Raw genomic sequence first — 25,347 nt, 5'->3', positions numbered from 1 at the left:
TTATGTTTGTAAATAGGGAATTAAAGTATATTTTATTGGCTAGTGTTTCAGCATTTTTTATTTCAGTAGTTTTGGGTTTATTTTGTAGCTTGCCATTTTTTACAATCCTGGTGAGATCTTTTTTTCAGTTTGCATTTTTTTTTGTTATTGGACTTTTAATTGAGTTTATCTATAAAAAATATTTATCGAATCTTTTTTATACAGAATTGTCTAATGATATGGAAAATAAATCTCAAGATGATAAGAGGGTTTATAATAATTTTAACGAAAATCTTGATTTTCAAAATAAAAATTCTTTTTATGAGAACTCCCAAAATAACAGTAGTAGTATGGATTTTATAGAAGAGGTCAAAAAGTATAAATTTGAGATTGAAGACATGAGCGAGAATAGTGGTAACATTAAAAAAATGTCATTTATTGAAGATAATGATCCAAAAGTTGTTGCAGATGCTATTAAAACTTTAATGAGCAAGAAGGAATGAATATGGATGACAGGGCTATAAATTTTTCTGAACTTTGTGATAAGATGCGATCTTATTTAGAAAGAGAAAGTTATGTTGATTTGATGGAAATAGAAGCAGATACTCTTGAAGAAGCTTTAAATAATGCTTCTTTAGAGCTTTCAGTGCCTTATAAAGAATTAGACTATGAGATTTTATTAAAAGGTAGCAATGGTATATTAGGATATGGAAGAAAAAAATGGAAAATAGTTGCCTATAGGAATTCTTCTAGCAAGCCGAAAGTCTCTTTTGATTCGAAAAATGATTTAGGAGAAGAAAAAACGATTTCATCTGATGGTGAATTTTTTATAAGAAAATCTTCTAAAGGCGTATTTCTAAAGGTGATATCATCCAAGGGACAAGGAGTTCCTATTAAGTATCAAGATGTTCTTTCTAAATTAGAATTACATGGCAATATTGAAAAGTTCAATAAAGACATTGTAAAAGGTATAGTTGAGAATGCTAGTGGATATTATGAAAAAATTGCTGATTTTGAATCAGACCCTTCTGAAAATGTCACTATGATGGTTCAAATATCAGAAAATTCAATGTCAGTTACTATTGAATTTACCGCGCCTGGAATTAATGGTGCTGAAATTTTTGCACAAGATATTTTTAATATTCTTAAAAAATATGGAGTAATAGATATTGCAATACTTAAGGATAAAGTGGCAAAATTTGTGGATTATCCTGTATATGGTGAGCCTATTGAACTTGCAAGGGGTCTAGAGCCAGTAAAGGGCAGGGATTCTTATATTGATTTTATTGTTGATGAAAACAATAGATTTGGTGAATATGAAGTTTCAAGCATAGGATTTAGGAATGTTATTGAAGGTGAGGAGTTGGCTAGAATTATCCCTTTTGGGAAAGGTGTAGATGGTTATACCGTTTTTGGTAAAGTGTTAAAATCAGAGAGCGGACAGGACATTAATTTTATTTTAGGTGAAAATACTTTTAGAGATGGTTATAAAATTCGTGCAAAATGCAATGGGTATATGTCTGTTTCAGATGGTGTGATATCTGTTCATAATATTTATTTAGTAAAGGGTGATGTTGGACCTGCTACTGGAGATATAGTAAATAATGGAATGGTTCTTGTTCAAGGTAGTGTTTTAGATGGATACAATATTATGGCTAAAAGTGGAATAGAAGTGAAAGGATTAGTAGGTCGGTGCAACTTAAAAACAGATGGGTCTATTATTTTCCATAGCGGTGTGAATGGTAAGGGTGATTCTAAGATTTATGCACGGGGCAATATTAGGGCTAAGTTTTTAGAAAATGTTACTTTAAATTGTGGTGGGGAAGTTGAGGTTTTAAGAGGCATTGTAAATTCTTCAGTTTTTTCTAAAAAGAGAGTTCTTTGCGTCGGTAAAAAATCAAAAATAGTTGGGTCTAATGTTTATGCTAAAGAAGAGGTTAGAGCTTATTCTATAGGCTCTGATAGAAGTTGTGAAACTTGCATTGATGTTGGCTATGATCCTGAAATTAAAAATTTACTAACTAGGTTTACTAGCCATCTTGAAAAGATTGAAAAGCGATTAGAGGTTTTAACCAAAGATATTGTTGCTTTAAAAAAGAGCATTGTGCTCATTACAGATAAGTCAGAGAAATCCTTAAAGATTGATAATTACAATGAATTTGTTAATGAGAGCAAAATTCTTAGAATGGAAATAAAAATGATAGAGGCTAAGCGAATTGATTTGCAAAATGAGCTTGAAAATACTAAGATAGAGGGGAAAGTTTCTGTTGAAAATATAGCTTGCTCAGGTGTTAAGCTTTATATTAAGAATGCTTTTTATGAGCTTTCAAAAGATTACAGCAATGTTACTTTTGTGGAAGATGATAATTATATTAAAGTTATGACCTATATTCCTTTTAAGTCTAGGTGAATGGTCTTTAATATAAGGATTTGAATATGGATACATTTGAAGTTTTTAAAATGTCTGTTGTTAGTTCTTTTAAGGCTAATCAACTTTTAAGCGAAGATAAAAAGCGCAAAAGATTACAAATTAATCAAAATGCTAGATTTAAATTTTTAAGAGATTATCATACTGATTCTGAGGTTAGTAATGTATGTTCAGTTAGTAAAGTTGAGGATAATTTTTTGCTTTCATTTCCAGTTAAAAAAAACAAGAATGAAGAGCAGGTAATGCTTGGTTTATATTCTGGTAAATTTGAAGATCCTAAAATTGGTAAAAATGTTAATATTAAGAGATAAAATTTTTTAGGACTTTTATATGTTTATTGTTTTTTATCTTATTTTAATTATATTTATTTTTATATATTTTCATGTGTATATTAATTTGAAAATAAAATCTAATATCATACTTAAGAAGTTTAAAAGTGAAGTGGATAAAACAATTGTTGAAATTAATCAAGCTACTGATAGAAATATAAATATTATTGAAATAAAAATTGAAAGTTTAAATAGAATTATTAAAGAGGTTGATGAGCGAATTGAAATTCTTGATCAGAGATTATTAGGGTTTAACAGCAGTTCTATTCCTGGGAGTAGTTCTTCTAATTTTGGATCTAAGAATGATGGAATTTATAAAAGCAATTTGGATTATTCTATGCCTACTATTGAAAAGAATATAATAAAAGAAAGTTATAATGTTCGCAATCAGATTATTTTACTTCATGAACAAGGTATGTCTTTTGAAGCTATTGCTAAAAAGTTCAAGTTAGATCTAGGTGAGGTTGAGTTAATTATTTCAATACATAGGGGAGGCATTCATGAAAAAATGGATAGGTATTGATCTTGGAACCACAAATACTGTAGCATCATATTTTGATGTTAGTTCTAAGATAATATTAAATGAAAGGGGTGAGCGAATGACCCCTTCTATTGTTTCTTTCTTAGATAAGGATGTTCTTGTTGGAAGTTCTGCTAAAAATCAAATATTAGTTAATCCTCAAAAAACATTCTATAATTTTAAGATCAATATAGGTTCTAATACTTTTTATAAAGTAGACGGTGAATTTTATAGAGCAGAATATATTTCAGCACATTTGCTTTCTAGTGTTAAAAAGAATGCTGAAAAATTTTTAGATGAAGAGATTGAAAATGCTGTAATAACAGTTCCTGCATATTTTTCTGAGATTCAAAGGAGAGGTGTTGTTGAAGCTGCAAATGTTGCTGGTTTGAATTGCAAAGCTATACTTAATGAACCAACTGCAGCTGCTATTGCTTATGCTTTTGAAAGACAGATTGATGGAATTTTTCTTATTTATGATCTTGGAGGCGGGACTTTTGATGTAACTCTTATGGAAAAACAAGGCGATACTTATACTGTTCTTTCAGTTAGAGGACAAAGCCGACTTGGGGGTAATGATTTTAATAAAGTCATCGAAAGTCATATTTTAAATAGCTTTAAAAATGAATATCCTGATTTTAATTTAGAAGATATTTTTCTTCTTGAACAGCTAAGAGAACGAATTGAAGAGGGTAAAAAAAATTTATCTGTTATGGAAGAGGTTGACATTGCTTTGCTTTTCATTGATGGCAATCATTTAAATTATAAACTTAAAAGGAATGAATTTAATTTAATGATAAGAGAATATGTTGATAAAACTATTCAATTGTCTATGGAATGTATTGCTGATTCTGGAGTTGATATTAATAGTGTTTCGAAGATCATACTTTCTGGCGGTTCAACAAGAATTCCTCTGATTCAAAAAGTTTTAAAGGAATCCTTTCCTTCTGTTTCGATTTTAGATGCCTTAAATCAAGATGAAGTTGTAGCTATTGGTGCGGGTATTCATGCTTTTAGCCTTTCTAGAAATGCTTCTGTTATTAAGTTTAAAGATGTGACTCCTTATTCTCTTGGGCTTGAGATAAGGGATAATGAATTTTTTACTTTAATAGAGAGAAATACTCCATTGCCGATTTCTAGGAGTAAGCTATTTACAACCACCAATGATTATCAAGATGAAATTGAGATACATATACTTCAAGGCGAATATAAAAAAGCTTCTTTGAATTACTCTATAGGTAGGTTTTCCTTTGGCAATATTCAAAAAGCTTTAAAAGGAATTCCTAAAATAGAGGTACTCTTTACTTTAAATGAAAGTGGTATTCTGAGTGTTAATGCTAAAGATTTGGAGACAAATTCTTCTAATTTTATTGAAATAAAAATTACAAGCTCATCTGAGGATGTAGCAAAAGAAAGCCTTTCAAATACTTTTACAAGCATTATTGATTAAGGGTTTAAGGGGATACTTTTTTTAAAAGTAATAAATTATTTTCCCCAATATGTTGTCAATTTTTATGAATCCGTAATCTCTTGAGTCTAATGAAGTCTTTTTATTTTCTCCTATAACTAAATAGTGATTATCAGGAATTTTTTCAGTATTTTTTTTTAAAATGTTTTCATCTATTTTAAAGTTTAAGGAATTTATGCATATTTTATTTTTTTCTATTTGTTTAAATTTTTCTCCTGGAATTGCAAAAATTTTTTTGATAGCAATTTTGTTAGTTATGGGGTCTTTAATGAGTACCATTTCATTTTTTTTAGGGTTTTTCCATAATAAAAGGTATTTTTGGTGATTTTGGATTCTAAGTCCATATGCAAATTTATGACTTACAATCCAATTTTTTTCAAATATTGTTGGGATCATTGATTCTCCTTTTACTATATAAAATGACAAGAACAACTTTACTAAGCTTATTAAAAATAAAGAAGCGGCTAAAATTGATGCTAATTCGCACTTGTAAGCTTTAAATATTCTCATAACTTTTAAACTATGCTTGCATTAAAATGCAATTTTTTATTGTATAATGAAATAGCATATTATGATTATACCAAAAAAAAAACAAAGGGTAGGAAAACGTAAAAAAAATTTTTTATTCAATAGTAAAAAAAATGTTAATTTTGAATTAAAAGATTTTGCCAATATTAGAAATATTGGCAAAAGAAAAAAAAAAGTTTTTAAATTTGAAAATTTTTTTAAAAAAGTTTCTTTTTTTTTCCATAAGCTTAAAATACAAAATATTAATCATTATGAATATAAATATTATTATCAGAGCTTGAGAGGGAAAGTTTTTGACATTTTTAGCGTAAAATTTGATTATAAGCTTGCATTTAAGCTTAATGCAATAATCTTTATTTTTATATTAATATTTTATATTAATATTTTTTCTTACTACGGCTCATATATTTTTTTAAATAGACTTACCTTTCCCAAGGATTATTTTATTGATACATTTTTATATTATGGTGATCAAGATATAGCTCAAATTAGCAGTTATTTACTTGAATCTAATGTTTCTGCAAATACTCCTGAATTTAAAAAAAATTTTGTATTAAAGGTATTTGAACATAAAATTAAGCCTGGAGAAACGCTTTCTCATATTGCAGCTAGATATCAAATAACTAGTGAAACTTTAATTTCTTTTAATGAAATTAAAGATGTAAGAAGTATTAAGCCAAATTCAGTTATTAAAGTTCCTAATATGAAAGGAATTGTTTATGTTGTTAAAAAAAATGACTCTATTTCGTCTATAGCTAGTGCTTATAATGTTCCCAAGGTGGATATTTTAGATTCTAATAATCTTGATAATGAAGTTTTGTTTTTAGGACAAAAATTGTTTATTCCTGGAGGAAGATTGCCCAAAGATTTTTTAAAAGAGGTATTAGGAGAAACTTTTATTTATCCCGTACAAGGCGTTATTACTTCAGGGTATGGTTATCGACCAGATCCGTTTACAAGAGTTATTAGTTTTCACAATGGAATAGATATTGCAAATTTAGCCAATACTCCTATTAAAGCCTCAAGAGAAGGCATTGTAGTAACTGTTGGATTTAATGCGGGAGGGTATGGGAAATATGTTGTTATTTCTCATAGTAATGGATTTCAAACTTTATATGCGCATTTGAATTCTTTTGCTGTTAAAGTTGGGGAAAAGGTTTCAAGGGGAGCGGTAATAGGCTATATGGGAAGTACTGGCTATAGTACAGGCAATCACTTGCATTTTACCATTTTTAAAAATGGTAAAACTGAAAATCCCATGAAATATTTAAGGTAAGTTTTTCATGTGTATTTGGATATGTTAATTTTTTTAAGTATTTGAGTTAGTTTTTTGCCTTCTACTAGATCAATAAGCCTTCCTTCAATCATTTGTTTAGCTTTTAAAGAGAATTTTGATGGAGCAATGCATAGTCCTTTTATTTTATTTTCTTTTATTTTTGAAATGAAATCTTTTAAGAATAATTCACCAAAAGTATCTTGTTCAGTTCTTACAAAGCGTACTATTAAATTTTCTTCCCATTGATTGTTAGCTAAGTGAAAGTTCATATCAATAAATTGCGATGTTATTTCGTTTATTTTAGAATCTCTTATTTGAAATTTATTTAAATATAGTTTTAAAATAATTTCATTTGCTATTTTTACAAAATTTTCTTTTGAACTGCGCAAATATATTCTTAGTGCTATGTTTTCATTTAATCTTTTACTAAATTCTAATTTTTCTTTAATTTTTTTGTAATTTGGATCAATATCTTCAACCTTGGTAAAAGCTTCTGTAGCTTTTTGATAATTTTCAACAGAGATTTGGAGTTCTCCAAGATTATAAAATAATTCAAGGAAAATTTTTTTAGGCAAGTCAGGTTTTACTTTTATTATTTCTTTAATATTTTGTTCTAATTTTTCTAAGTCTTTATTTTTTGAATGAATCTCAGATGTAATTAATAAAGCCTCATAAATCATTCCGTCTTTTTGTTTTATTTTGTTTGCAATCTCTAGTGCTAGATGATCTTGATTCATTTTTGACAAAGACTTAGCATATGCTAAAAGAGCGTCAGTGTCACCTTGTATGTGTTTTTTTATATTATTAAATATTCCAATAGCTTTTCTATAGCTTTCTAGTTTAAATAAAGTTATTCCTATGTGTTTTAGGATGTCTTTATTATTTTTATTAAATTTGTATACTTTTGTAAGATAGTATAGAGCTTCTTTGTACATTTCGTTTTTTAAGAATGCTATACCAAGATAATAATTTGCATCCTCATCTGTCTTTTTAATAAGGTAAGCTTTTTTTAAAAATTCTAAGGCTTCTCTGTTAAAATTTCTTTTAAGATTATAAAACCCATAGCTTAAAAAAGCTTTAAATGTATTTATTTCTTGGCTTATTGGGTTGTCCTCTATTAATTGGCATAATTTTTTTGCATATTTTATACCATTCTCATAGTCTTCATTTTTATAGTAGTAATTATTTAAAATTTCAAGGGCACCTATTTCGTTTGGATTTGTTTTTAATAGAGAAATTGCTCTTTCTATCAATTTTCGTGTTCTCTCGCCATCTTTTTTGATTTTTCCTTTAGTTTTGTCTATTGTAAGCTTTAATGCTATTTTAAAAAATAAAAATACTAAAATAAACACTATCAATGAAGAAATTACTATAAATAGCGACAACACTCGTATTGCTCCTAAACTCAAAATATCTCATTAATTTGCATTATCATATCTACTTTTAATAAAAGTTATTTACTTAAAATAAAAGTAATTTGTAAGTTGAACATCACATTATTTATATTATATTATAGTTATAATAATAATGATAACTATAATTATTATATAAGCTTGGTTTCAATAAAATAAAGCAAAGAGGTTGTAATTTTTGAAAGGGTTTTTAGCAATAAAATTATCCAATAATGAGTATTATTCGGTTTTAAGTTTAGATGATAGTTCTGTTAAGAGAATAATATTAGGCAAGATTGCAGGCGATACTAGTATTAAGTTGAATTTTTATGTTAGTGAATATGAAGATTTTTCAGATCCTTTTTTATTAGGTTCTTTTTTCTTGGATAATTTAAAAAAAGAAAGCTTGGGTGTAAATGTTTATTTTAAAGTTATAGATGACATACTCTATGTATATAGTGAATCTGATGGGATTCAAGATAAATCGAAGTTTGATTTAAGTCTTTTAGATTTTAACCGAACAACTTTTAAAAGATCTAATGGGGGTAGTCTTTTAAATGATTTTAAAAGCGGAATTGGTAATGATTTGTCTGTTGAAAATTTGGGTTCTGAGTTTGATTTGAATTTTGAAGAAGGAGATAATTTTGTCAAAAAAGATGTTTCTGATTCGAATACGCTCGCTATTAATTCTTTAGATCTTAAAATCGGAGAAGATCAAAAAATTGAGTCAAACGATTTAGATGAGTCAGATTTTGAAGGTTTTGATGATAATAATGAGAACTATTTTGATTCTAAAGAGCTTAGTTTGGAAAATAAAGAAGTTGAATATATTGATGAGGAGTCTTTAAATCTTGATGATAATTTTAGGTTTCAAAAATTAGAAGAATCTTCTTCAGAAGAAGATTTGCATGATTTAAGTGTTGAAGACATTATTGCAGATATTGACAAAGATTTAATAGATACTTCAGATGAAGACGTTGAGCTAGATCTTAGAGAAGATTTTGAGAATGATGCTGTGAAAAATAATTTTAAATTAAATTCAAGTGAGGGAATAGTTCATTCTCCTATGCTGTATTTGAGTCTTATTTCTCTTTTTCTTTTAATATTTTTTTCTTTGTTTTTAGTTTTTTCAAAAATTTTAAAGCCTAGAGATTTTGTCTCATATTACTTTGAATTTGGCAAAAAGAGAATTGAAAGATATGGAAAAGCTCAAGATGTTTAATAGAAATTCTTTTGTATTTCAGAATTTTATTTTTCTTTTTTTATTTTTAAGTTTATTTTCTTGCTTTGTAAAAAAGGAAATTTCAAGTAGTAATTTTATTAAGATGCATTCAAAAGAGTTTGATTTAAATAATTTGAATTGGTTATGGAATTTTGATTATTCAAAAAAAAATTTTGACAAGTATTTCAATATAGATCCAAGTTCTTATATATATATTGCTTATTTGTTTAAAAAAATAGGATTTGAAGAGAAGTTTGTAGAATATATGAAAAAGGCTATAGCTAATGGGGATAATATTGCATCCCAGTTTGCTGGAATTAAACTTATTGAATATTTTAATTCAATAAAAGATTATTTTTCTTCTGAATTGATTGGAGAGAAACTTTATAAAAAATACGAAAATAATAAATTCATTATACTGGGATATTTCAAAAGTCTTTATTGGCAAAAGAAAAACGATAAGGCACTTAGTCTTTTAAATAAGCTTGATAAGATGAAATTTTCTAATTATCAGGAAAATGAAAACATTTTATTAAAAGCAGCTCTTTATCTTAATCTTTCTAATGTAAGTGAGTCAAAAATTTATTTTAATAAACTTTTTGAGAACTTGCCTGCAAATTATTTGCATGTAAGAGCTTATGATTACTTTATTATTGAAAATAAGTCTAAGTACTTTGGTGCAAATTTTTTAAATCTTGTTAAGTTTAAGTATGAAGTGGCAAATGGCAATTTTAATAGTGCAGTAAATATATTAAATAAAAATGGTTTAAATAATTATTATGATAATATCATTGTTTTAGGAGATGTTTATAAGGCTTTTATTAATTCTGGCAAAATTTCAGATGCTTTAACATTTTTTAGTAAAATAAGGAGCAAATATAAGAATTATTATTTAGGTATTTTAAATCTTAGGCTAAAAAATAATTTGGGGCTTCTTCTTTTAAAAGAATCTCTTGAAGGTTTGAATTTTAATAATGAGATTAACAGGCTTGCTTTGCTTAATACGGCTTTTAGTAATTTAATTTTTACTAAAAATGCAAGAGATTATTTTGCTGAAAGTGTAGCCGAGTTTTATACTGAGGGCGATAAAAAAAATTCTACTTTTATTAAGATTTTAGAAGAGTATATTTTAGAATCAATTCAGCTTGAAGAGTATTGTAACCTTTACAAGCTTTATTCTAATGCTCAAAAAGTTATTTCTGATTCTGTTTTGTCTAAGCTTGCCTTTATTAATGCAAGGCTTATATATCATAAATTAATTAAACCTAATGTAAGCGGAGAATATAAGATTCTTTTGCATTCTGCTGTTAATTATGATAAATGGTCATATTCTTCATTTATGAGTAGATACTTATTAGATCAAAATATTGATGAATTTTTTACAAGTGGACATGATGTTAAATATGAGCAATCTGATTATGAGATTTTTTTGGAGGGGTTTTTAAAATTTAATCTTTGTCATTATGTTAGGGAGTTTATTTCTGAGGATTTTAGAAATGGATACAAATTTTCACTCGATTTTTATCGAAGAGTATACGATGAACTTTTAAAGAGTGAAAATTATTATGATGCAACTCTTGTGATTAATTATCTTGTAAATCAAGATGAATCTGCTTTAATGGAAAATGACTATAAAAGGCTTTATCCATATTTGTATGGATCTTTGGTAGAATATTGGGCTAAAAGGCGTGGGCTTGAAGCCAGTATTGTATTTTCTTTAATAAAAGCGGAGAGTAGTTTTGAGAAAAATGCTGTTTCAAAACCCGGCGCTGTTGGTCTTATGCAGGTTATGCCGTCAACAGCAAATGATATTTCTAAAGAACTTAAATATTTTGATTATGATTTAAAGATTCCAAAAGATAATATAATAATTGGGACATATTATTTAAAAAAAAGAATATCTACAACCGGCAGCCTTTATAAGGCTCTTGCATCTTACAATGGGGGTATTGGTAATGTTAGAAAGTGGGAAAAAAGTTATGGACATTTATCAAAAGAGCTTTTTATTGAGGCAATTCCTTTTAGTCAGACTAGAAATTATATTAAAAAAATATTAGTTTATTCGGTGTTTTATGATGCTTTGTATGAAAAGAAGGGAATAGATTCAGTAATAGTTAAAATTATGGGCGAATTTCCTAAAAATTAGTATTGGAACAGTTAATGATAAATATTTTAAGAGCAATCATTTTAGGTATTGTTCAAGGCATTGCAGAGTTTTTACCAATATCTAGCTCGGGACATTTATTGCTTTTTAGGCATTTTATGCATTTAAAGCTCCCAATAATATTTGATATTTATTTACACCTTGCAACAGTTTTAGTAATTATTATTTACTATCGTCAAAGGATTTTAGAGCTTTTTTTAACTTTTATTAGATTTTCTTTAAGAAAAACTGATAAATCTGATTTAACAAATTTAAAATTAATATTGCTATTATTAATAATAACTATTGTTACCGGAGTTGTTGGAACTTTTATTTCAAAATACGAGAGAATGCTTACATTACCTTTTATTTTAATTAATTTTATTATAACAGGGATTTTAATCTTGATGCTGGAATTTAATTTTTTCAAAATTGATTTTAAAGGCAATATTTTGTTAGTAGGAATTTTTATGGGGCTAATGCAAGGTTTAGGTGCGCTTCCAGGAATATCTCGTTCTGGAGTTACAATATTTTCTGCGGTAGCTATTGGATTTAATAGAAAAAGTGCATTTGAAATTTCATTTTTGTCTTTAATCCCAATAGTTTTTGGAGCGATTTTGCTAAAACATAAAGAATTTTATGATATTTTTATGGTTTTAAATTTTTTTGAAATAAACTTAGGAGCATTGGTTGCCTTTGTTGTTGGCATTTTTTCAATAAATTTATTTTTTAAAATGCTTAATAACAAAAAACTATATTGTTTTTCAATATATTTGTTTGTACTTTCAATTACAGTTTGTTATTTTTTATAGAATATGAAAGATTTTTACCAGTATTTTCAATTTTTGTTTTTTTTTATGCTTTCGGTTATTTCTTTTTCTCTTTTTGTAGCATTGACCCCTTTGAATAATATATTTATATTTTTTGCTTTCAATTTAATAGGACAAATACTTCTTAATGTTTTTTCATTCTTGTCATTTTATTTAGTAATTTATCCACTTGTTAATTGGTACGCTTATAAAAAACATATTTTTACTAAAAGGTTTATATTTAATTGGAATTATACCGTAATATTGTTTTTTACTTTAATATTTTTAATAAAAATTAATTCTAATGTTGAAAAATCTTATCTTATTAAGATTTTTCTTATTAATTTTGGTACGATACTTGGAAATTTTTTTATTTTTATTCTTTTGATTTTAGAATTTGTTGTTTGGATTTACTTGAATTTTGTTTTTTTCAAAAATGTTAATTTTATTTTAGATACTTTTAAATTTTTAGAGTTTAAGATCAAAATTTTGTTTGAAAATATATTAAGTTATTTCCCCTTTTCAAATTCATTAGATGTAAAAAAAGATATTAAAGTTTATGGGGATTGTGTAGAGGATTTAAAAGATTCTCAAGTTCTTGATGAGAAAAAGAATATTATTAATGATGAGGAATATCAAGCTTTATGGTCATTTAGTGCTTTTTTAAGAAATAATAAAAAACCTTCTGATGTTAATTTAGATAAAACTGTTTTTGAAAGCTCAGATTCCGAAGAAGCAAGTTTTGAAAATGAAGAGACTTTAAATGATAATGCTTTAAATGCAGATAAAATTGATGAGTCTTGTGAGTATAAATATTTTGATAATCTTGAAGATAATAAGCTAATTATTAGTGGAAAGGTTAAGGCTAGTGAAATAAGGACTAAAGGTATAATTAGTCAGGTTGCAATTCCTCATGTTTATAATGAAAATGTAGTTTTGAATAAAAAAAGTGATTCTTATGTTATTGATATTTCAGTTTTTGACCAGAAAGAAATTAAAAATGATGTAGAAGATATTGAATATGATAAAGAAATTCAAAAGCAATCAATTATTCTCCAGGAGACATTAAAAGAGTTTAATATTAATGCTAAATTAATTGATATTATTAAAGGCCCTGTTGTGACAATGTATGCTATTCGTCCAGATAAGGGAATTAAGCTTTCTAAGATTACTTCTATTTCTGATAATATTGCTTTAAGGCTTGCAGCTATTAGGGTTAGGATTATTGCTCCAATTCCCGGCAGAGAAGCTGTAGGAATTGAAATTCCTAATAAAAGACGTGAGTTTATTTTAATTTCAGAGATAATAGACAGCAAGGAATTCAGAGGTGATTTTAAAATTCCTTTTGCTCTTGGAAAGGAGATTAGTGGTGAAAATATTGTTTTTGACCTTGTTAATTCTCCACATCTATTAATAGCTGGTGCAACTGGGGCAGGTAAATCAGTTTGTGTGAATTCTTTAATTGCTTCAATTATTTTTTCAAAATCTCCAGATGATGTGAAATTAATTATGATAGATCCCAAAATAGTTGAGCTTAAGCTTTTCAATGATATTCCTCATTTATTAACTCCAGTTATTACAGATGTAAAAAGAGCTTTAGAAGCTCTTAGATGGTGTCTTGATGAAATGGAGAGAAGGTATGTGCTTCTTGATAATTTATTGGTAAGAGATATTTCTTCTTATAATAAAAAAATAAAAGATGATAATTTGAACTTAATGACCTTGCCATATCTTGTAATAATTATTGATGAATTTGCAGATCTTATTCTTTCTGCAAGAAAAGATTTGGAAAATTTAATTTCTAGGCTTGCTGCAATGGCTAGAGCTGTTGGAATTCATTTGGTTCTTGCGACCCAAAGACCCTCAGTTGACGTTATTACTGGGGTAATAAAAGCCAATTTTCCTTCAAGGATTTCTTTTATGGTAGCCAGCTCTATGGATTCAAGAATAATTCTTGGATCTTCTGGCGCTGAAAAGCTTTTAGGAAAGGGAGATATGCTTTATATTAGCTCTTTAAATCCTTTTCCTCAAAGAATTCAAGGTGGATTTTTAAAGGAAAAAGAAGTTTACAGGCTTGTTGAAGAGGTTAAAAAATTCGGTTTTCCAAATTATATTGATGATGAAATATTTATTGATAGTACAAAAGAGCCAGATTTAGTTGCTCTTGGACCTTCTGATGAGCCAATGTTTGATGAAGCTCTTGAGATTGTTAAAGCCACAAAAAAGGCATCGGCATCTTATCTTCAAAGAAGGTTAAAGATAGGCTACAATAGGGCAGCTAGAATTATTGAAATTATGGAAGATATGGGGTATGTAGGCCCTGTTAATGGATCAAAACCAAGAGAGGTATTAATTTAATTTAAAAGTAAAGAGATATCCATTTGAACATCTCTTGCTATCTATCTACTATTAGTTTTTTGTTTTAATTTTCTTACTTTTTTTGCTTGTTTTCTTTTAAAAGCTTTTTCCTTTTTTACTCGTATTGTGGATGGTTTTTCATAATATTCTCTTCTTTTCCATTCGCGAATAATTGCCTCTTTTTCAATCATTCTTTTAAAACGTTTTAATGCTTTTTCAAGATTTTCATTTTTGTCCACAGTGACTGTTACCAAAAAATTACCTCCTTTTACTCTATTCTTTTAATATTATTGATTATTTTATTTTTGTCAATAAGCATGCCATTTAAAAGAAAATCCGGGTTTATTGCTATGCCATTCATTCTTACTTCGAAATGTAAATGAGGCCCTGTTGAGAGGCCTGTATTTCCAGTATGTCCAATACATTCACCAGCATTAACTATTTTATTTTCACTTATTCCTAATTTTGAAAGGTGAAGATAAATTGTAAATATACCCGGCAGATGTTGTATTATAAGGGTATTGCCCGTTAGTTCTCTATTTTGCGCAAATACAACTTTTCCTTTCCCAGCAGCAAAAATTGGAGTATTTTCCCTTTTAAATGGTGCATAATCAATTCCATTGTGCATTGTATAATTTGAAATTTTTTTGTTACCTTGCATATAAAGCCTTAAATCTCCATATTGACTTGTTATGATGTATTGATCTTTTATTGGTTTAACTAAAGCGTCGTAGTGGTATATTGTTGTGTCTCCAATATTTCCAATAATATTCCATAATACCAAAGCTTGTTCTTGTTGTTTTATTGATTTTTTTTGGGTAATAAGTCTGGCTTTTTCTTTGTTAAAACTAATTTTTGTTCTTTTGAAGTTAAATTTTTTTATTTCTATTTCTTTGACATAGCTTTTATTTCGGAATTCTATTTTAATTTTTCTTTTTCCTTCTTTTATCATTGGTGTAATTCCTATAAATGCTATGTAGTAAGTTTTGCTTCCTACTGTAAATTTGAATGGAGAAGAACTTATTATTGGAGTTTTATTTATGCTTAAAAGTGACAACTTTTTAAAGTTATTATTACTTGCAAAGTATATGTAATCCCCTTGAAATGCCTCTTTTTTATATTGGACTTTAGGAATAGTATTTGTTATTTCTGAATTTATATTTTCTATTCCCAGAATTAAAAATATAAGTAATGTTTTTTGTATTTTATACATTGGCTTGAGCACTCTTTTTTATGTCTATGATTTTTAAAATTTTTTCTCTCGGGCAGTAGAAATCTTCAGCAACTGTAAAAATGATGTCTAAATATTGATCTTCTTTTATCTTTAATTCTTCTATTTTTTTTGTTCCGTTAAAAAAAATAGCTTTATAGTAATCTTTTTGTGATTTAATGCGCATATTTATATGTTTTGAGCTATGATTTTTGTCAATTATTTTTAGTTCTTCAAGGTAAACATTTTCCATCATTAATATTGGCTCTCTAAATTCATATCCATAAGGTTCAAGTATTTCTATTGTTTTAAAAAGAGAATCTTTTGTTAAATTCTTTGGAAGAATAGCATCTATTAATATTGATTCGTTTTTATCAGTATTTTCATATTCAACTTTTGTAGTTGCACGTTCTAATTCTTTAATAAAGTCTTCGAGTAAATTTTCATGCAATGTAAATCCAGCGGCAGCTTTATGTCCCCCTGAATTTATTACTAAATGAGAAGGTACTATTGATATTAGTTCTTTTGAATTGATTTTATTGTTTGACCTAATTGATCCTTTAATAATATTATCTTGCTTTGTTAAAAAAATAGCAACTTTTTGGTAGTAAGCAGAAAGTCTGGTTGCAATTCTGGAACTTATTCCTTTTGGGGTATTTTTATCATAGCAAACTATGAATTTATCGTTTTTTAAAATAATATTTTTATTATGCGAATTCCAAGCTTTTTCTTCTTTATATTTTCTTAGCTCGTTGATTTTTTTTATTTCTTGGAATTTATTTTCTATTTGGTTAATGTTGTTAGTTAGTAAAAAATTTATTGCAATATCTGCTTTTTCAAGTCTGCCTGTTGAGTTTAGTATTGGTGCAATTTTATATGCGATATCTATTGAAGTTATATTTGTTTTTGTTAATATGTTTGCATCTTTTAATAAATAATTAATAGACATTCTTTCTCTTAGTGCAATTTCTTTAAGACCTGCTTTTAGGATTATTCTGTTTTCATTAATAATAGGCATATTGTCTGCAATTGTTCCTATTGCAACAAAGCTAAGTTTTTTTAAACATTTTTGGAGTAAATTTTTGTTACTTTCGAAAAGTATATTGTAAAATATGTAGTAAAGTTTGTCTTTAATCTCGACTTTTTTATATTTAAAATATTTAGTTACTTGGATTATGTCTTTTAATGTTTTTTTTCTAAAATTTGGGTATTTTTTTATAAAATTTTCACTAATATCAATTGTGTTTATATTTATACTTCTTCCAAAGTATTTATTAAATAATTGCTCCTGATCTTCTTTGTTAAAGATTACTATGTATTTGTTTTGTACAAATTTTTCTAGTTTGTTTAAGTTAATTAAAGGGTCATTCTTATTATTTAATCTTAGATATTGTTTTAAAATATAGTTATTTATTTCTATTGCATGAATAATAATTTCATCTTTTGTTTTTTCTAAAAATAAAAATACAAGGTTTTTAGAATAAAGATCCGTAAAGGACATGCTAAGAGCAAGACAAGCTTTAAAACTAACACAACATCCTGCTATTTCTTTGAATGGATATTTGTCCTCTTTTAGATGAGGATTTATAACTATGCTTTCAGTTTTAAAATCTTCACTTGGAAGATGGTGGTCTGTGATTATTATTTCTATTCCTTTTGAATTTGCATAATCTATTTCTTCAATACTAGAGATGCCATTATCAACGGTTATTATTAAAGATATTTTTTGTTTTATGCTTTCGTTGATTAATTCGTTTGAAAGTCCATAAAATTCTCCATTTGAAGGTATTTTATAACTCACATTAAGTCCAAAATCTTTAAGAGTTTCATACATTATTATTGTTGCTGTAATTCCATCAGCATCTTTATCTCCAAATATTAATATGTTTTCATTTTCTTTGATTGCTTTATTAATTCTTTTTATAAATTTATCTATATTCTTTAATAAGAATGGGTTGTGTAATAAATTTACGCTGTCTTCAAGGAAAAACATGAAATCTTCTTCTTTGATTTCTCGTTTTATAAGCAAAGTCGCTTCAAAAAGATTGATATTATATTTCTTAGCAATGTGAGTTAATTCTTGGTTTTGTATATTAGTTTCTTTTTGTTTCCAAATTTTCATTTGTTTCTCTAGGATTGATTTTTTAATCGATTTTTCAAGGCTTCTTCTTTACTAGCTTTACCATAGATTAATTAATTTTAACTAATAGACATTGTGTTTGTTATTGAATGGAACAGTTTTAGTGGATTATAATTTTCACTATAATTCAAATTCATGTTCATAATTTTAACTTTACAAGTTCTCATTTCATTATTTTATAATAAAAAAAAATATTATTAAATGAATTTCCATAAAATATTTGTTTTGTTATAATTAGCCTAGGAGATTTCGAATTTTATGGATGAATTTAAAAAAGCTAAGTCAGGGGATAAAAAGAAGGAAAAAATTGTAGCTGGTATTTTGCCCCATTCTAATAAACCCGCAAGAGTGCCTTTAATAGCGGTTCCTTCCCATCCAGTTTTTCCAGGGATGTTTATTCCGATTGTTATAATTTCTGATTCTGATATGAAAGCAATCGATTATGCCATGAAAGGTAATGGAATCATTGCTTTGTTTGTTTTGAATGATAAATTTTTAGAAAAAAACAATAATAATGATCAACATAAATTAATTATTGATTATAGTAAAGATATTTATTCTGTTGGAGTTACTGGGAAGATAATAAAAAAAATTAATCTTCCAGATGGTGGTTATAACATATTTGTTTCAACTTTTGATAGGATTAAATTTGTTAAAGTTGTTCTTAACGACAAGTTTCCTATAATTGAGATTGACTATTTAAAGCAAATTCCAGTTAGAAAAGACGATATTCAATCAAAGGCAGTTTACAGTAGTATTTTGCTTAGAACTAAAGAGATATTCTCCCATAGAAAAATGCCAGAAGTTCAATTAAATATGGTTAATATTGAAGATAAAGGGAAATTATGTGATATTGTGGCTAGTACTATTTCATCTTCAAAAAGTGATCATCAAATAGTTCTTGAAACTTTAAGTGTAAAAGATAGGCTTAAAAAAGTTTTAGAGCTAATTTATGAAGAGCTTAATTTAATTGAAATTCAAAATAAAATTGCTAAAGGTATTCAGGAGAGATTAGAGAAGCAACAAAAAGAGTTCTTTTTAAAAGAGCAGCTTAAAGCTATTAAAGCTGAACTTGGCATAGGTGATAAAAAAAACAGTGATTTAGAAAAGCTTAAAACTAAGCTAAAGGCTTTAGATTTAAAAGGAGAGTCTTTGGAGGTAGTTGAAAAAGAGTTGGAAAAATTTTCACTTCTTGAAACAAGTTCGCCTGAATATATTGTTATTAGAAATTATCTTGAACTTATTACTGAGCTTCCTTGGCGAGATTTGAAAATTAACTTTGATAAATTAGATTTGCAAAAATCTAAAAAAATTTTAGATAAAACTCATTATGGGATGACCGAAGTTAAGGATAGAATTATTGAATATATTTCAATTCTTAAGTTAAGAAAGACCCAAAAAGGGGCTATTATTCTTTTGGTTGGACCCCCTGGTGTTGGTAAAACTTCTATTGGGGCAGCTATTGCAAAGGTTTTGCGAACCAAGTTTTTTAGATTTTCTGTTGGTGGAATGCGCGATGAATCAGAGATTAAGGGGCACAGAAGAACTTATGTTGGTGCTTTGCCTGGCAAAATTATTCAAGGATTAAGAATTACTAAGACAAATTCTCCTGTTTTTTTAATTGATGAGGTGGATAAAATTTCTGCTTCAAATTATGGGGATCCTTTTTCAGTTCTTCTTGAAGTTTTAGATCCCGAACAGAATGTTAAATTTAGAGATCATTATCTTGACCTTCCTTTTGATATTTCAAATGTATTTTTTATTTTAACCGCTAATTCTGTTGAAACAATACCAAGACCTTTGTTAAATAGAATGGAGGTTATTGAAATTTCTGGATATGTTGATAACGAAAAAATAGAGATTGCAAGAAAGTATTTAATTCCTAAAGTTTTAAGTGAAAATGGAGTTGATAAAGATTCTTTAAAATTTCAAAGTTCAGCTCTTGTTCAAATTGCTCAAGAGTATGCAAGAGATAATGGAGTGAGAAATTTTGAAAAATATTTGAACAAAATTGTACGAAAGGTTGCAAGAAAGCTTGTTGAAAACACTGAGGTTAAATCCTATCAAATTTCTAATGACAATCTAGAAGAATATGTTGGTGTACCTGTTTTCAGAAAGGAAAGTATGCCAAATGCTATGTATTCTGGGATGGTAATGGGTCTTGCTTGGACAAATTATGGAGGTTCGACCTTAATGATTGAAACTGTAAAGACGGAGTCCAAGGTGGGTGGGATTAAATTAACAGGCAGGCTTGGGGATATTATGAAGGAATCCGCTAATATTGCTTATACTTATGTTAATAGTATTAAAGAAGATTTAAATATTAGCAAATCTTTTTTTGAAAAAAATATTATCCATCTACATATTCCAGAAGGAGCTACCCCAAAAGATGGGCCTTCTGCAGGAATTACAATAGCTAGTGCTTTTATTTCTCTTGCTCTTAATAAGGTTGTGAGACCTCATTTGGCTATGACAGGAGAACTTTCTCTTACTGGAAATGTGATGATGATAGGGGGGCTTAGAGAAAAAATAATTGCAGCAAAGCGTAGCGGCGTGGAGCACATCATTATGCCTCAAGCAAATAGGGTCGACTTAGAAGAGATTCCTATTAACATTAAGAGTGGTATTAATTTTTATCTTGTAGATAATATGCGCGAGGTCATTAAATTATTGTTTTAATTTTTTTAAATTGCTATTTGAGGTTAGTTTTACTCTAGGTTTAAATAAATAAGTTAATAATGGAAGAAGAGTTAGTGATGCAAGAGATGTCGTTAGCATTGTAAAAGCAATTATTGCTCCAAGAGTTGATATTATTTTATAGGATGAAAATGTTAAGGTTAAAAATCCTATTCCTACAGAAATAGAATTTGCAAAGATTCCATTAAATACGCTGGGTATTGATTCAAGTAGTGCATTTTTGTAGATTTGACTTTTTCGGTATTTTAAAATAAACGTATTGAAAAAATGAATTGAATAATCTACTCCGACTCCCATGCTTACAGACGCAATTGTTGCTGTTGCAGGGTTTAAGGTTATTCCAAATAATCTCATTACGGCAAAGTTTAAAAACACGGACCATGCCACTGGGATTGCAATAATTATTCCGGTTTTTATAGATTTAAAGAAAAACATAAGCAACAGTGTTATTGATCCAAGAGTTGTTATAATGTTCGTAACCTGTTCTTTTACCATTGTTTTAGCTATTAGCACCTTATCATATACTCCTGAGAAATGATATTTATTATTTCTCATATGTTCATTAATTGTTTTAATAGCATATTTTTCAAATTTTTTTATTCCTTCGGTTGAGTTGTCTTCAATTCTTACCATGATAGATATTAATGACCAATTATCATTAATGTACATTTTTTTATTGTCTTTAGCCCAATCGCTTTTATCTACTAAATTTATTAGTTTGTTTAGTATGGTTTTATTTTCAGGCAGTTTGTACTCTAGTGGGGATTCTTTTTTAATTTTGAAATTTGTAAATTTTAAAATTCCATTAATAGAGCTGGATTGAGTTTTTGCAGAAAATGCATCAAGTTTATCTGTAATCAAATCTAAGATTTGCATTGCTTTAGCATTTTTAAATTCACCAGGATTGCCTTCAAGCTCTATTTTGAAAATCGATATTCCGCCCATTTCTTTTTGCATTAGGTTTAATGTTTTTTTTACACTTGTGCTTTCTTTAAAGTAATCTTTTTCATCAAAATTGATTTCTATTTTTAAAAGACCCGCAATCGAAATTCCCAGTATGATGACTACTATTATAGAGGATGTATATTTTCTTTTTAATATAGACTTTGTTATTTGTGTATTTATTTTGGCAAGCTTTTCAAGGAAAAATATTTTATGTGGTTTATTTTCTTTTTGTTTCGCAAGAGACTTTTTTTTTGCAAATGGGATTAATGTTATTATTCCGGGTAAAACGGTTAATGAGATTGCCATTGAGATAATTACTCCAATTGACATGAAAATACCCATTGTTTTGTAAGCATTAATTGAAGAGGTTGTAAGAGATAAGAATCCAAATGCAGTTGTAAGAGATGTTAGTAGGATGGGTGTTTTAAGCTTTTTAATTGTTGTTTTTATTGATTCTTTTGAAAGCTGTTCTTTTTTTATTAATTTAAATATTCCATTTATTATGTGCACAGCATTAGCGCATCCGATTGAAATAAGTAAAACAATCATTGAAGTTTCTGGCACTGTAATGGGGGATTGTACAAGCCCTTTAATTCCAAAAGTCCAAATCAATGATAATAATGCAATAAAAATGGGAATTAATGCACCAATTAGATTTTTTATAATAAGATAAAGTGAAATTATTACCACAAAAGTAGCAAGAGGGCCTAAGATTTTGAAGTCTTCGACCATGTAGTTTAAAATTTTTTCTCTTACTATTAAATCTCCTGTAAGATACAATTTTAGATCTTTTGTTTCATATTTTTTAATTGTTTTTTCCATCGCATCAAGTTCAGTTTTTAAATTTCTACTGAAATTAATTTTGTCACTCTCTGATGGAATTATTATAAAGTATATTAAATTTTCTGAGTTGCCTAAGAATGTATTTTTTACAAATGGAGTTGACTTTATTTTATTTTTTATTTCTTCTATGTCTTTATCCGTGTAGATTTCTTTTTTAAATTGTGGAAAATAAGAAAATATGCTTGTTACGGCATTTGGAGATACTTCCAAAATTTTGGTTATTTCATTGATTACACTGTTTATTGTTTCAAAATTTTTCTTATTGAAAATATTTTTTTTATCTTGAAATATTACTATTGTAGATAAAAGTGAATTGCTTTTATCAATGTCTATCAAGCTTTCAGTTTCTTTAGTTTTGGGGATAAGTTTTAAGATGTTCGCATCAAATTTAAGATTTTTTAAAAAAAATCCTAAAAAAGTAGTAATTAATATAAATATTGTGAATATAATTCCTTTATATTTAATGCTTAGACTTGCAAAGTCCATATAATGCCTCTTCTTTACTTTATCACTATGTTGACAAGTTTGTTTTTAATTGCAATTATTTTGACAATTTTTCTATTTAATAAGTTTGATTTTATTTTGCTATTTTTCATTGCTATTTCTTTTAGCTCTTTTTCATCTATTTCTTTGTTTAGTAATATTTTATCTTTTATTTTTCCATTTATTTGCAAGACAATTTCTTTTCTGTTTTTAATAATAAGATTTTCATCGAATTTTGGCCATTTTGAATTTTTGAATAAACTGGGTGTTTCTCCAAGATATTCCCACAGTTCTTCGGCTAAATGGGGTGCATACGGGGATAAAATAATGACAAATGGTTTAAATATATCCAAATAATTTTTTTCATACTTTAGAAGCTCATTGACAAATATCATCATGGCAGAGATTGCTGTGTTGAAGTTTAGTTTTTCTGTGTCTTCTGTGACCTTTTTTATTACTTTATGTAGTTGAGATATTATTTCTTTTGGAGGATTGTCTTTTGATAGTTCTTTTTCTCTCAAATTCCAAATTTTGTTTAAAAATCGAAAAACACCAATAATGCCTTTAGTGTTCCAAGGTTTAGAATCTGTTAGTGGCCCCATAAACATTTCATAAATTCTTATTGAATCTGCTCCAAATTCTTTAATAATATCGTCCGGATTTATTACGTTCTTTAAAGATTTTGACATTTTGGCAATTACTTGGGTTACTTCTTTATTATCTTTTTTGTCAAAAAATTTATTATCTTTTTCTATAACCTGGTCATTAGGTATTAAAATCCCAGTTTCTTTTTGATAAGAAAATGCGGTTATTATGCCTTGATTTATAAGTTTTTTAAAAGGTTCTTTGGTATTTACATATCCTAGATCATAAAGAACCTTGTGCCAAAACCTTGAGTAAAGTAGGTGTAATACTGTATGTTCAGCCCCACCTATATATAGATCAACCGGCATCCAATATTCAATTTTTTTTTTATTTGCAAACTCTTTTGGGTTTTTAGGGTCAAGGTATCTCAAATAATACCAACAAGAACCTGCCCATTGAGGCATTGTGTTTGTTTCTCTTGTAAAGCCTGTATCTTTTACGTTTACCCAATCTTTAATCCTTGATAAAGGGGATTCTCCCATTTTAGAGGGCTTATAGTTTGCAATTTCTGGAAGCTTTAAGGGAAGGTCATTTTTTTCTAAAGGTATTGCATTTCCAAGCTTATCAAACAAAATGGGTATAGGTTCTCCCCAGTATCTTTGTCTTGAAAAAATCCAATCTCTAAGCTTGTAGGTAACTTTTTCTTCCCCTTTTTTATTTTTAGTAAGCCATTCTATTACCTTATCTTTTACTTCAGAATTTTTAAGATTATTAAACCCATTAGGAGAATTTATTGAAATTCCATCATTAATAAATGCTTTTTCTAATACTTCATTTTCCCCCGATTTTGATATTACGGGCAAAATTCTTAATTTATACTTTTTAGCAAATTGAAAGTCTCTCTCATCATGTGCTGGAACACCCATTACAGCTCCAGTGCCATAAGTTCCTAATACGTAGCTTCCAACCCAAATTGGAATTTTTTCATTTGTTATTGGATGAAGTGCATAAGATCCTGTAAAAACTCCCGATTTATCTTTTTCAAGAGAGGTTCTCTTAAGATCACTTTTGAGTTCTTCTTGTCTTACATATTTTAAGACATTTTTTTTGAAGTTGTTTTTTGTTATTTTTTCTATTAGTTTGTTTTCTGGTGCGATTACTAAATATGTGATACCAAAGATTGTGTCTGGCCTTGTTGTAAAGATCTTGATTTTATCATTGTATCCTTCAATTTCAAAGTCGATTTCAACCCCTGTTGATTTGCCAATCCAATTTCGTTGCATTTCTTTTACAGATTCAGGCCATTCTAATTCTTCAAGGTCGTTTAACAATCTCTCAGCATATTTTGTAATTTTTAAAACCCATTGTCTTAAATATTTTTTTTCGACGTTGTAAAATCCCCTCTCAGATTTTGGTCCATTTGGAGTTTGAATAATCTCTTCATTTGATAATACTGTTCCAAGTTCAGAACAGTACCATACAGGCATTTCTTTTTCATAAGCTAGGCCTTTTTTATATAATTGCAGGAAAATCCACTGTGTCCATTTATAGTAATTTTCGTCATGTGTTCTAATTTCTCGATCCCAATCATAGGCGAATCCCAAAGCTTTTATTTGTTTTTTAAACTTATTAATATTTTCTTCTGTACTTTTTTTAGGATGAGTTCCTGTTTGTATTGCATAATTTTCAGCAGGAAGTCCAAAGCTATCAAATCCTATTGGGTGAAGTACGTGAAATCCATTCAAAAGCTTGTATCTTCCAAATATGTCAGTAGCTGTGTATCCTTCTGGATGGCCAACATGAAGTCCGTTAGCAGAAGGATAGGGGAACATGTCAAGTATATATAATCTTTTTTCTTTGGGAATGCTTGGATCTTCTGTTACTTTGTACGTTTTGTTATTATCCCAAAATTCTTGCCATTTTTTTTCAATTTTTATGAATTCGTATTTAGACATTTGTCCTCTTAAAAATTAATCTGTAATTTATTCTCCAG

The 25,347-nt window shown here is 27.8% G+C and carries 18 protein-coding genes; 11 read left to right on the top strand and 7 right to left on the bottom strand.

Annotated features, from left to right (window positions below; translation table 11 throughout):
• Positions 1–2 precede the first annotated feature (2 nt).
• From QIA31_RS01860 to QIA31_RS01840, 5 genes are read left to right on the top strand one after another with little or no spacing between them, the layout of a single operon-like run.
• Positions 3–482, top strand: coding sequence for a hypothetical protein (locus QIA31_RS01860; protein WP_301394028.1), 480 nt, complete (start codon positions 3–5; stop codon positions 480–482).
• A 2-nt stretch (positions 483–484) separates the two neighbouring features.
• The gene (locus QIA31_RS01855) at positions 485–2,389 is read left to right on the top strand and encodes a FapA family protein (RefSeq protein WP_301394027.1); all 1,905 of its coding nucleotides are present in this window, start codon (positions 485–487) and stop codon (positions 2,387–2,389) included.
• A 26-nt stretch (positions 2,390–2,415) separates the two neighbouring features.
• Entirely contained in the window at positions 2,416–2,718 is a 303-nt protein-coding gene (locus QIA31_RS01850) for a hypothetical protein (RefSeq protein WP_151059936.1), read from the top strand.
• A 19-nt stretch (positions 2,719–2,737) separates the two neighbouring features.
• Positions 2,738–3,259 (top strand): DUF6115 domain-containing protein, encoded by a 522-nt coding sequence (locus QIA31_RS01845; protein WP_301385540.1) that lies wholly within the window; start codon positions 2,738–2,740, stop codon positions 3,257–3,259.
• Positions 3,237–4,706, top strand: coding sequence for an Hsp70 family protein (locus tag QIA31_RS01840; protein ID WP_301394026.1), 1,470 nt, complete (start codon positions 3,237–3,239; stop codon positions 4,704–4,706). Before QIA31_RS01845 ends, QIA31_RS01840 begins: the two co-directional genes overlap by 23 nt.
• 21 nt (positions 4,707–4,727) lie before the next feature.
• Here the strand turns inward: QIA31_RS01840 and lepB are convergent, their stop codons facing one another.
• Complete coding sequence (gene lepB, locus QIA31_RS01835; protein ID WP_301394025.1) at positions 4,728–5,234, bottom strand: signal peptidase I; 507 nt, start codon at positions 5,232–5,234, stop codon at positions 4,728–4,730.
• Positions 5,235–5,295: 61 nt separating this feature from the next.
• Here lepB and QIA31_RS01830 point away from each other — a divergent pair, with 61 nt between their 5' ends.
• Positions 5,296–6,528 (top strand): peptidoglycan DD-metalloendopeptidase family protein, encoded by a 1,233-nt coding sequence (locus QIA31_RS01830; protein ID WP_301394024.1) that lies wholly within the window; start codon positions 5,296–5,298, stop codon positions 6,526–6,528.
• A gap of 5 nt (positions 6,529–6,533) precedes the next feature.
• Here the strand turns inward: QIA31_RS01830 and QIA31_RS01825 are convergent, their stop codons facing one another.
• Positions 6,534–7,916: a tetratricopeptide repeat protein gene (locus QIA31_RS01825; protein WP_172964363.1), complete on the bottom strand. Its 1,383-nt coding sequence runs from the start codon at positions 7,914–7,916 to the stop codon at positions 6,534–6,536.
• A gap of 202 nt (positions 7,917–8,118) precedes the next feature.
• Here QIA31_RS01825 and QIA31_RS01820 point away from each other — a divergent pair, with 202 nt between their 5' ends.
• From QIA31_RS01820 to QIA31_RS01805, 4 genes are read left to right on the top strand one after another with little or no spacing between them, the layout of a single operon-like run.
• Positions 8,119–9,141 (top strand): hypothetical protein, encoded by a 1,023-nt coding sequence (locus QIA31_RS01820; protein ID WP_301394023.1) that lies wholly within the window; start codon positions 8,119–8,121, stop codon positions 9,139–9,141.
• Positions 9,134–11,287 carry a flagellar assembly lytic transglycosylase gene (locus tag QIA31_RS01815; RefSeq protein ID WP_301394463.1) on the top strand — a complete coding sequence of 718 codons (2,154 nt, stop codon included), beginning with the start codon at positions 9,134–9,136 and terminating at the stop codon, positions 11,285–11,287. The genes QIA31_RS01820 and QIA31_RS01815 overlap by 8 nt, the downstream gene beginning before the upstream one ends.
• 14 nt (positions 11,288–11,301) lie before the next feature.
• Positions 11,302–12,096 (top strand): undecaprenyl-diphosphate phosphatase, encoded by a 795-nt coding sequence (locus tag QIA31_RS01810; protein WP_301394022.1) that lies wholly within the window; start codon positions 11,302–11,304, stop codon positions 12,094–12,096.
• A gap of 3 nt (positions 12,097–12,099) precedes the next feature.
• The gene (locus QIA31_RS01805; protein ID WP_301394021.1) at positions 12,100–14,451 is read left to right on the top strand and encodes a DNA translocase FtsK; all 2,352 of its coding nucleotides are present in this window, start codon (positions 12,100–12,102) and stop codon (positions 14,449–14,451) included.
• 41 nt (positions 14,452–14,492) lie between these two features.
• On the opposite strand, the gene rpsU is transcribed toward QIA31_RS01805, so the two are convergent.
• The 3 genes from rpsU to recJ are packed head-to-tail and all read right to left on the bottom strand — an operon-like array spanning position 14,493 to position 17,783.
• Positions 14,493–14,705, bottom strand: a complete 213-nt coding sequence (gene rpsU / locus QIA31_RS01800) for a 30S ribosomal protein S21 (RefSeq protein ID WP_151059928.1) — start codon at positions 14,703–14,705, stop codon at positions 14,493–14,495.
• 14 nt (positions 14,706–14,719) lie between these two features.
• The gene (locus tag QIA31_RS01795) at positions 14,720–15,664 is read right to left on the bottom strand and encodes a M23 family metallopeptidase (protein ID WP_301394020.1); all 945 of its coding nucleotides are present in this window, start codon (positions 15,662–15,664) and stop codon (positions 14,720–14,722) included.
• The gene (recJ, locus tag QIA31_RS01790; RefSeq protein ID WP_301394019.1) at positions 15,657–17,783 is read right to left on the bottom strand and encodes a single-stranded-DNA-specific exonuclease RecJ; all 2,127 of its coding nucleotides are present in this window, start codon (positions 17,781–17,783) and stop codon (positions 15,657–15,659) included. Before recJ ends, QIA31_RS01795 begins: the two co-directional genes overlap by 8 nt.
• A 276-nt stretch (positions 17,784–18,059) precedes the next feature.
• Between recJ and lon the strand changes: the two genes are divergently transcribed.
• Complete coding sequence (gene lon / locus QIA31_RS01785) at positions 18,060–20,480, top strand: endopeptidase La (protein WP_301394018.1); 2,421 nt, start codon at positions 18,060–18,062, stop codon at positions 20,478–20,480.
• On the opposite strand, the gene QIA31_RS01780 is transcribed toward lon, so the two are convergent.
• Together QIA31_RS01780 and leuS are read right to left on the bottom strand one after the other, a co-directional pair.
• Entirely contained in the window at positions 20,469–22,772 is a 2,304-nt protein-coding gene (locus tag QIA31_RS01780; protein WP_301394017.1) for an efflux RND transporter permease subunit, read from the bottom strand. The genes lon and QIA31_RS01780 overlap by 12 nt on opposite strands.
• Before the next feature lie 14 nt (positions 22,773–22,786).
• On the bottom strand, positions 22,787–25,309 hold the full coding sequence (leuS, locus tag QIA31_RS01775) for a leucine--tRNA ligase (protein WP_301394016.1): 2,523 nt from the start codon (positions 25,307–25,309) through the stop codon (positions 22,787–22,789).
• Positions 25,310–25,347: the final 38 nt, after the last annotated feature.

The sequence above is a fragment of the [Borrelia] turdi genome (assembly GCF_030439285.2).
GTDB lineage: Bacteria > Spirochaetota > Spirochaetia > Borreliales > Borreliaceae > Borreliella > Borreliella turdi.
The sequence above is the reverse complement of the archived record's forward strand: the minus strand, read 5'-3'. Positions and strand labels throughout refer to the sequence as shown.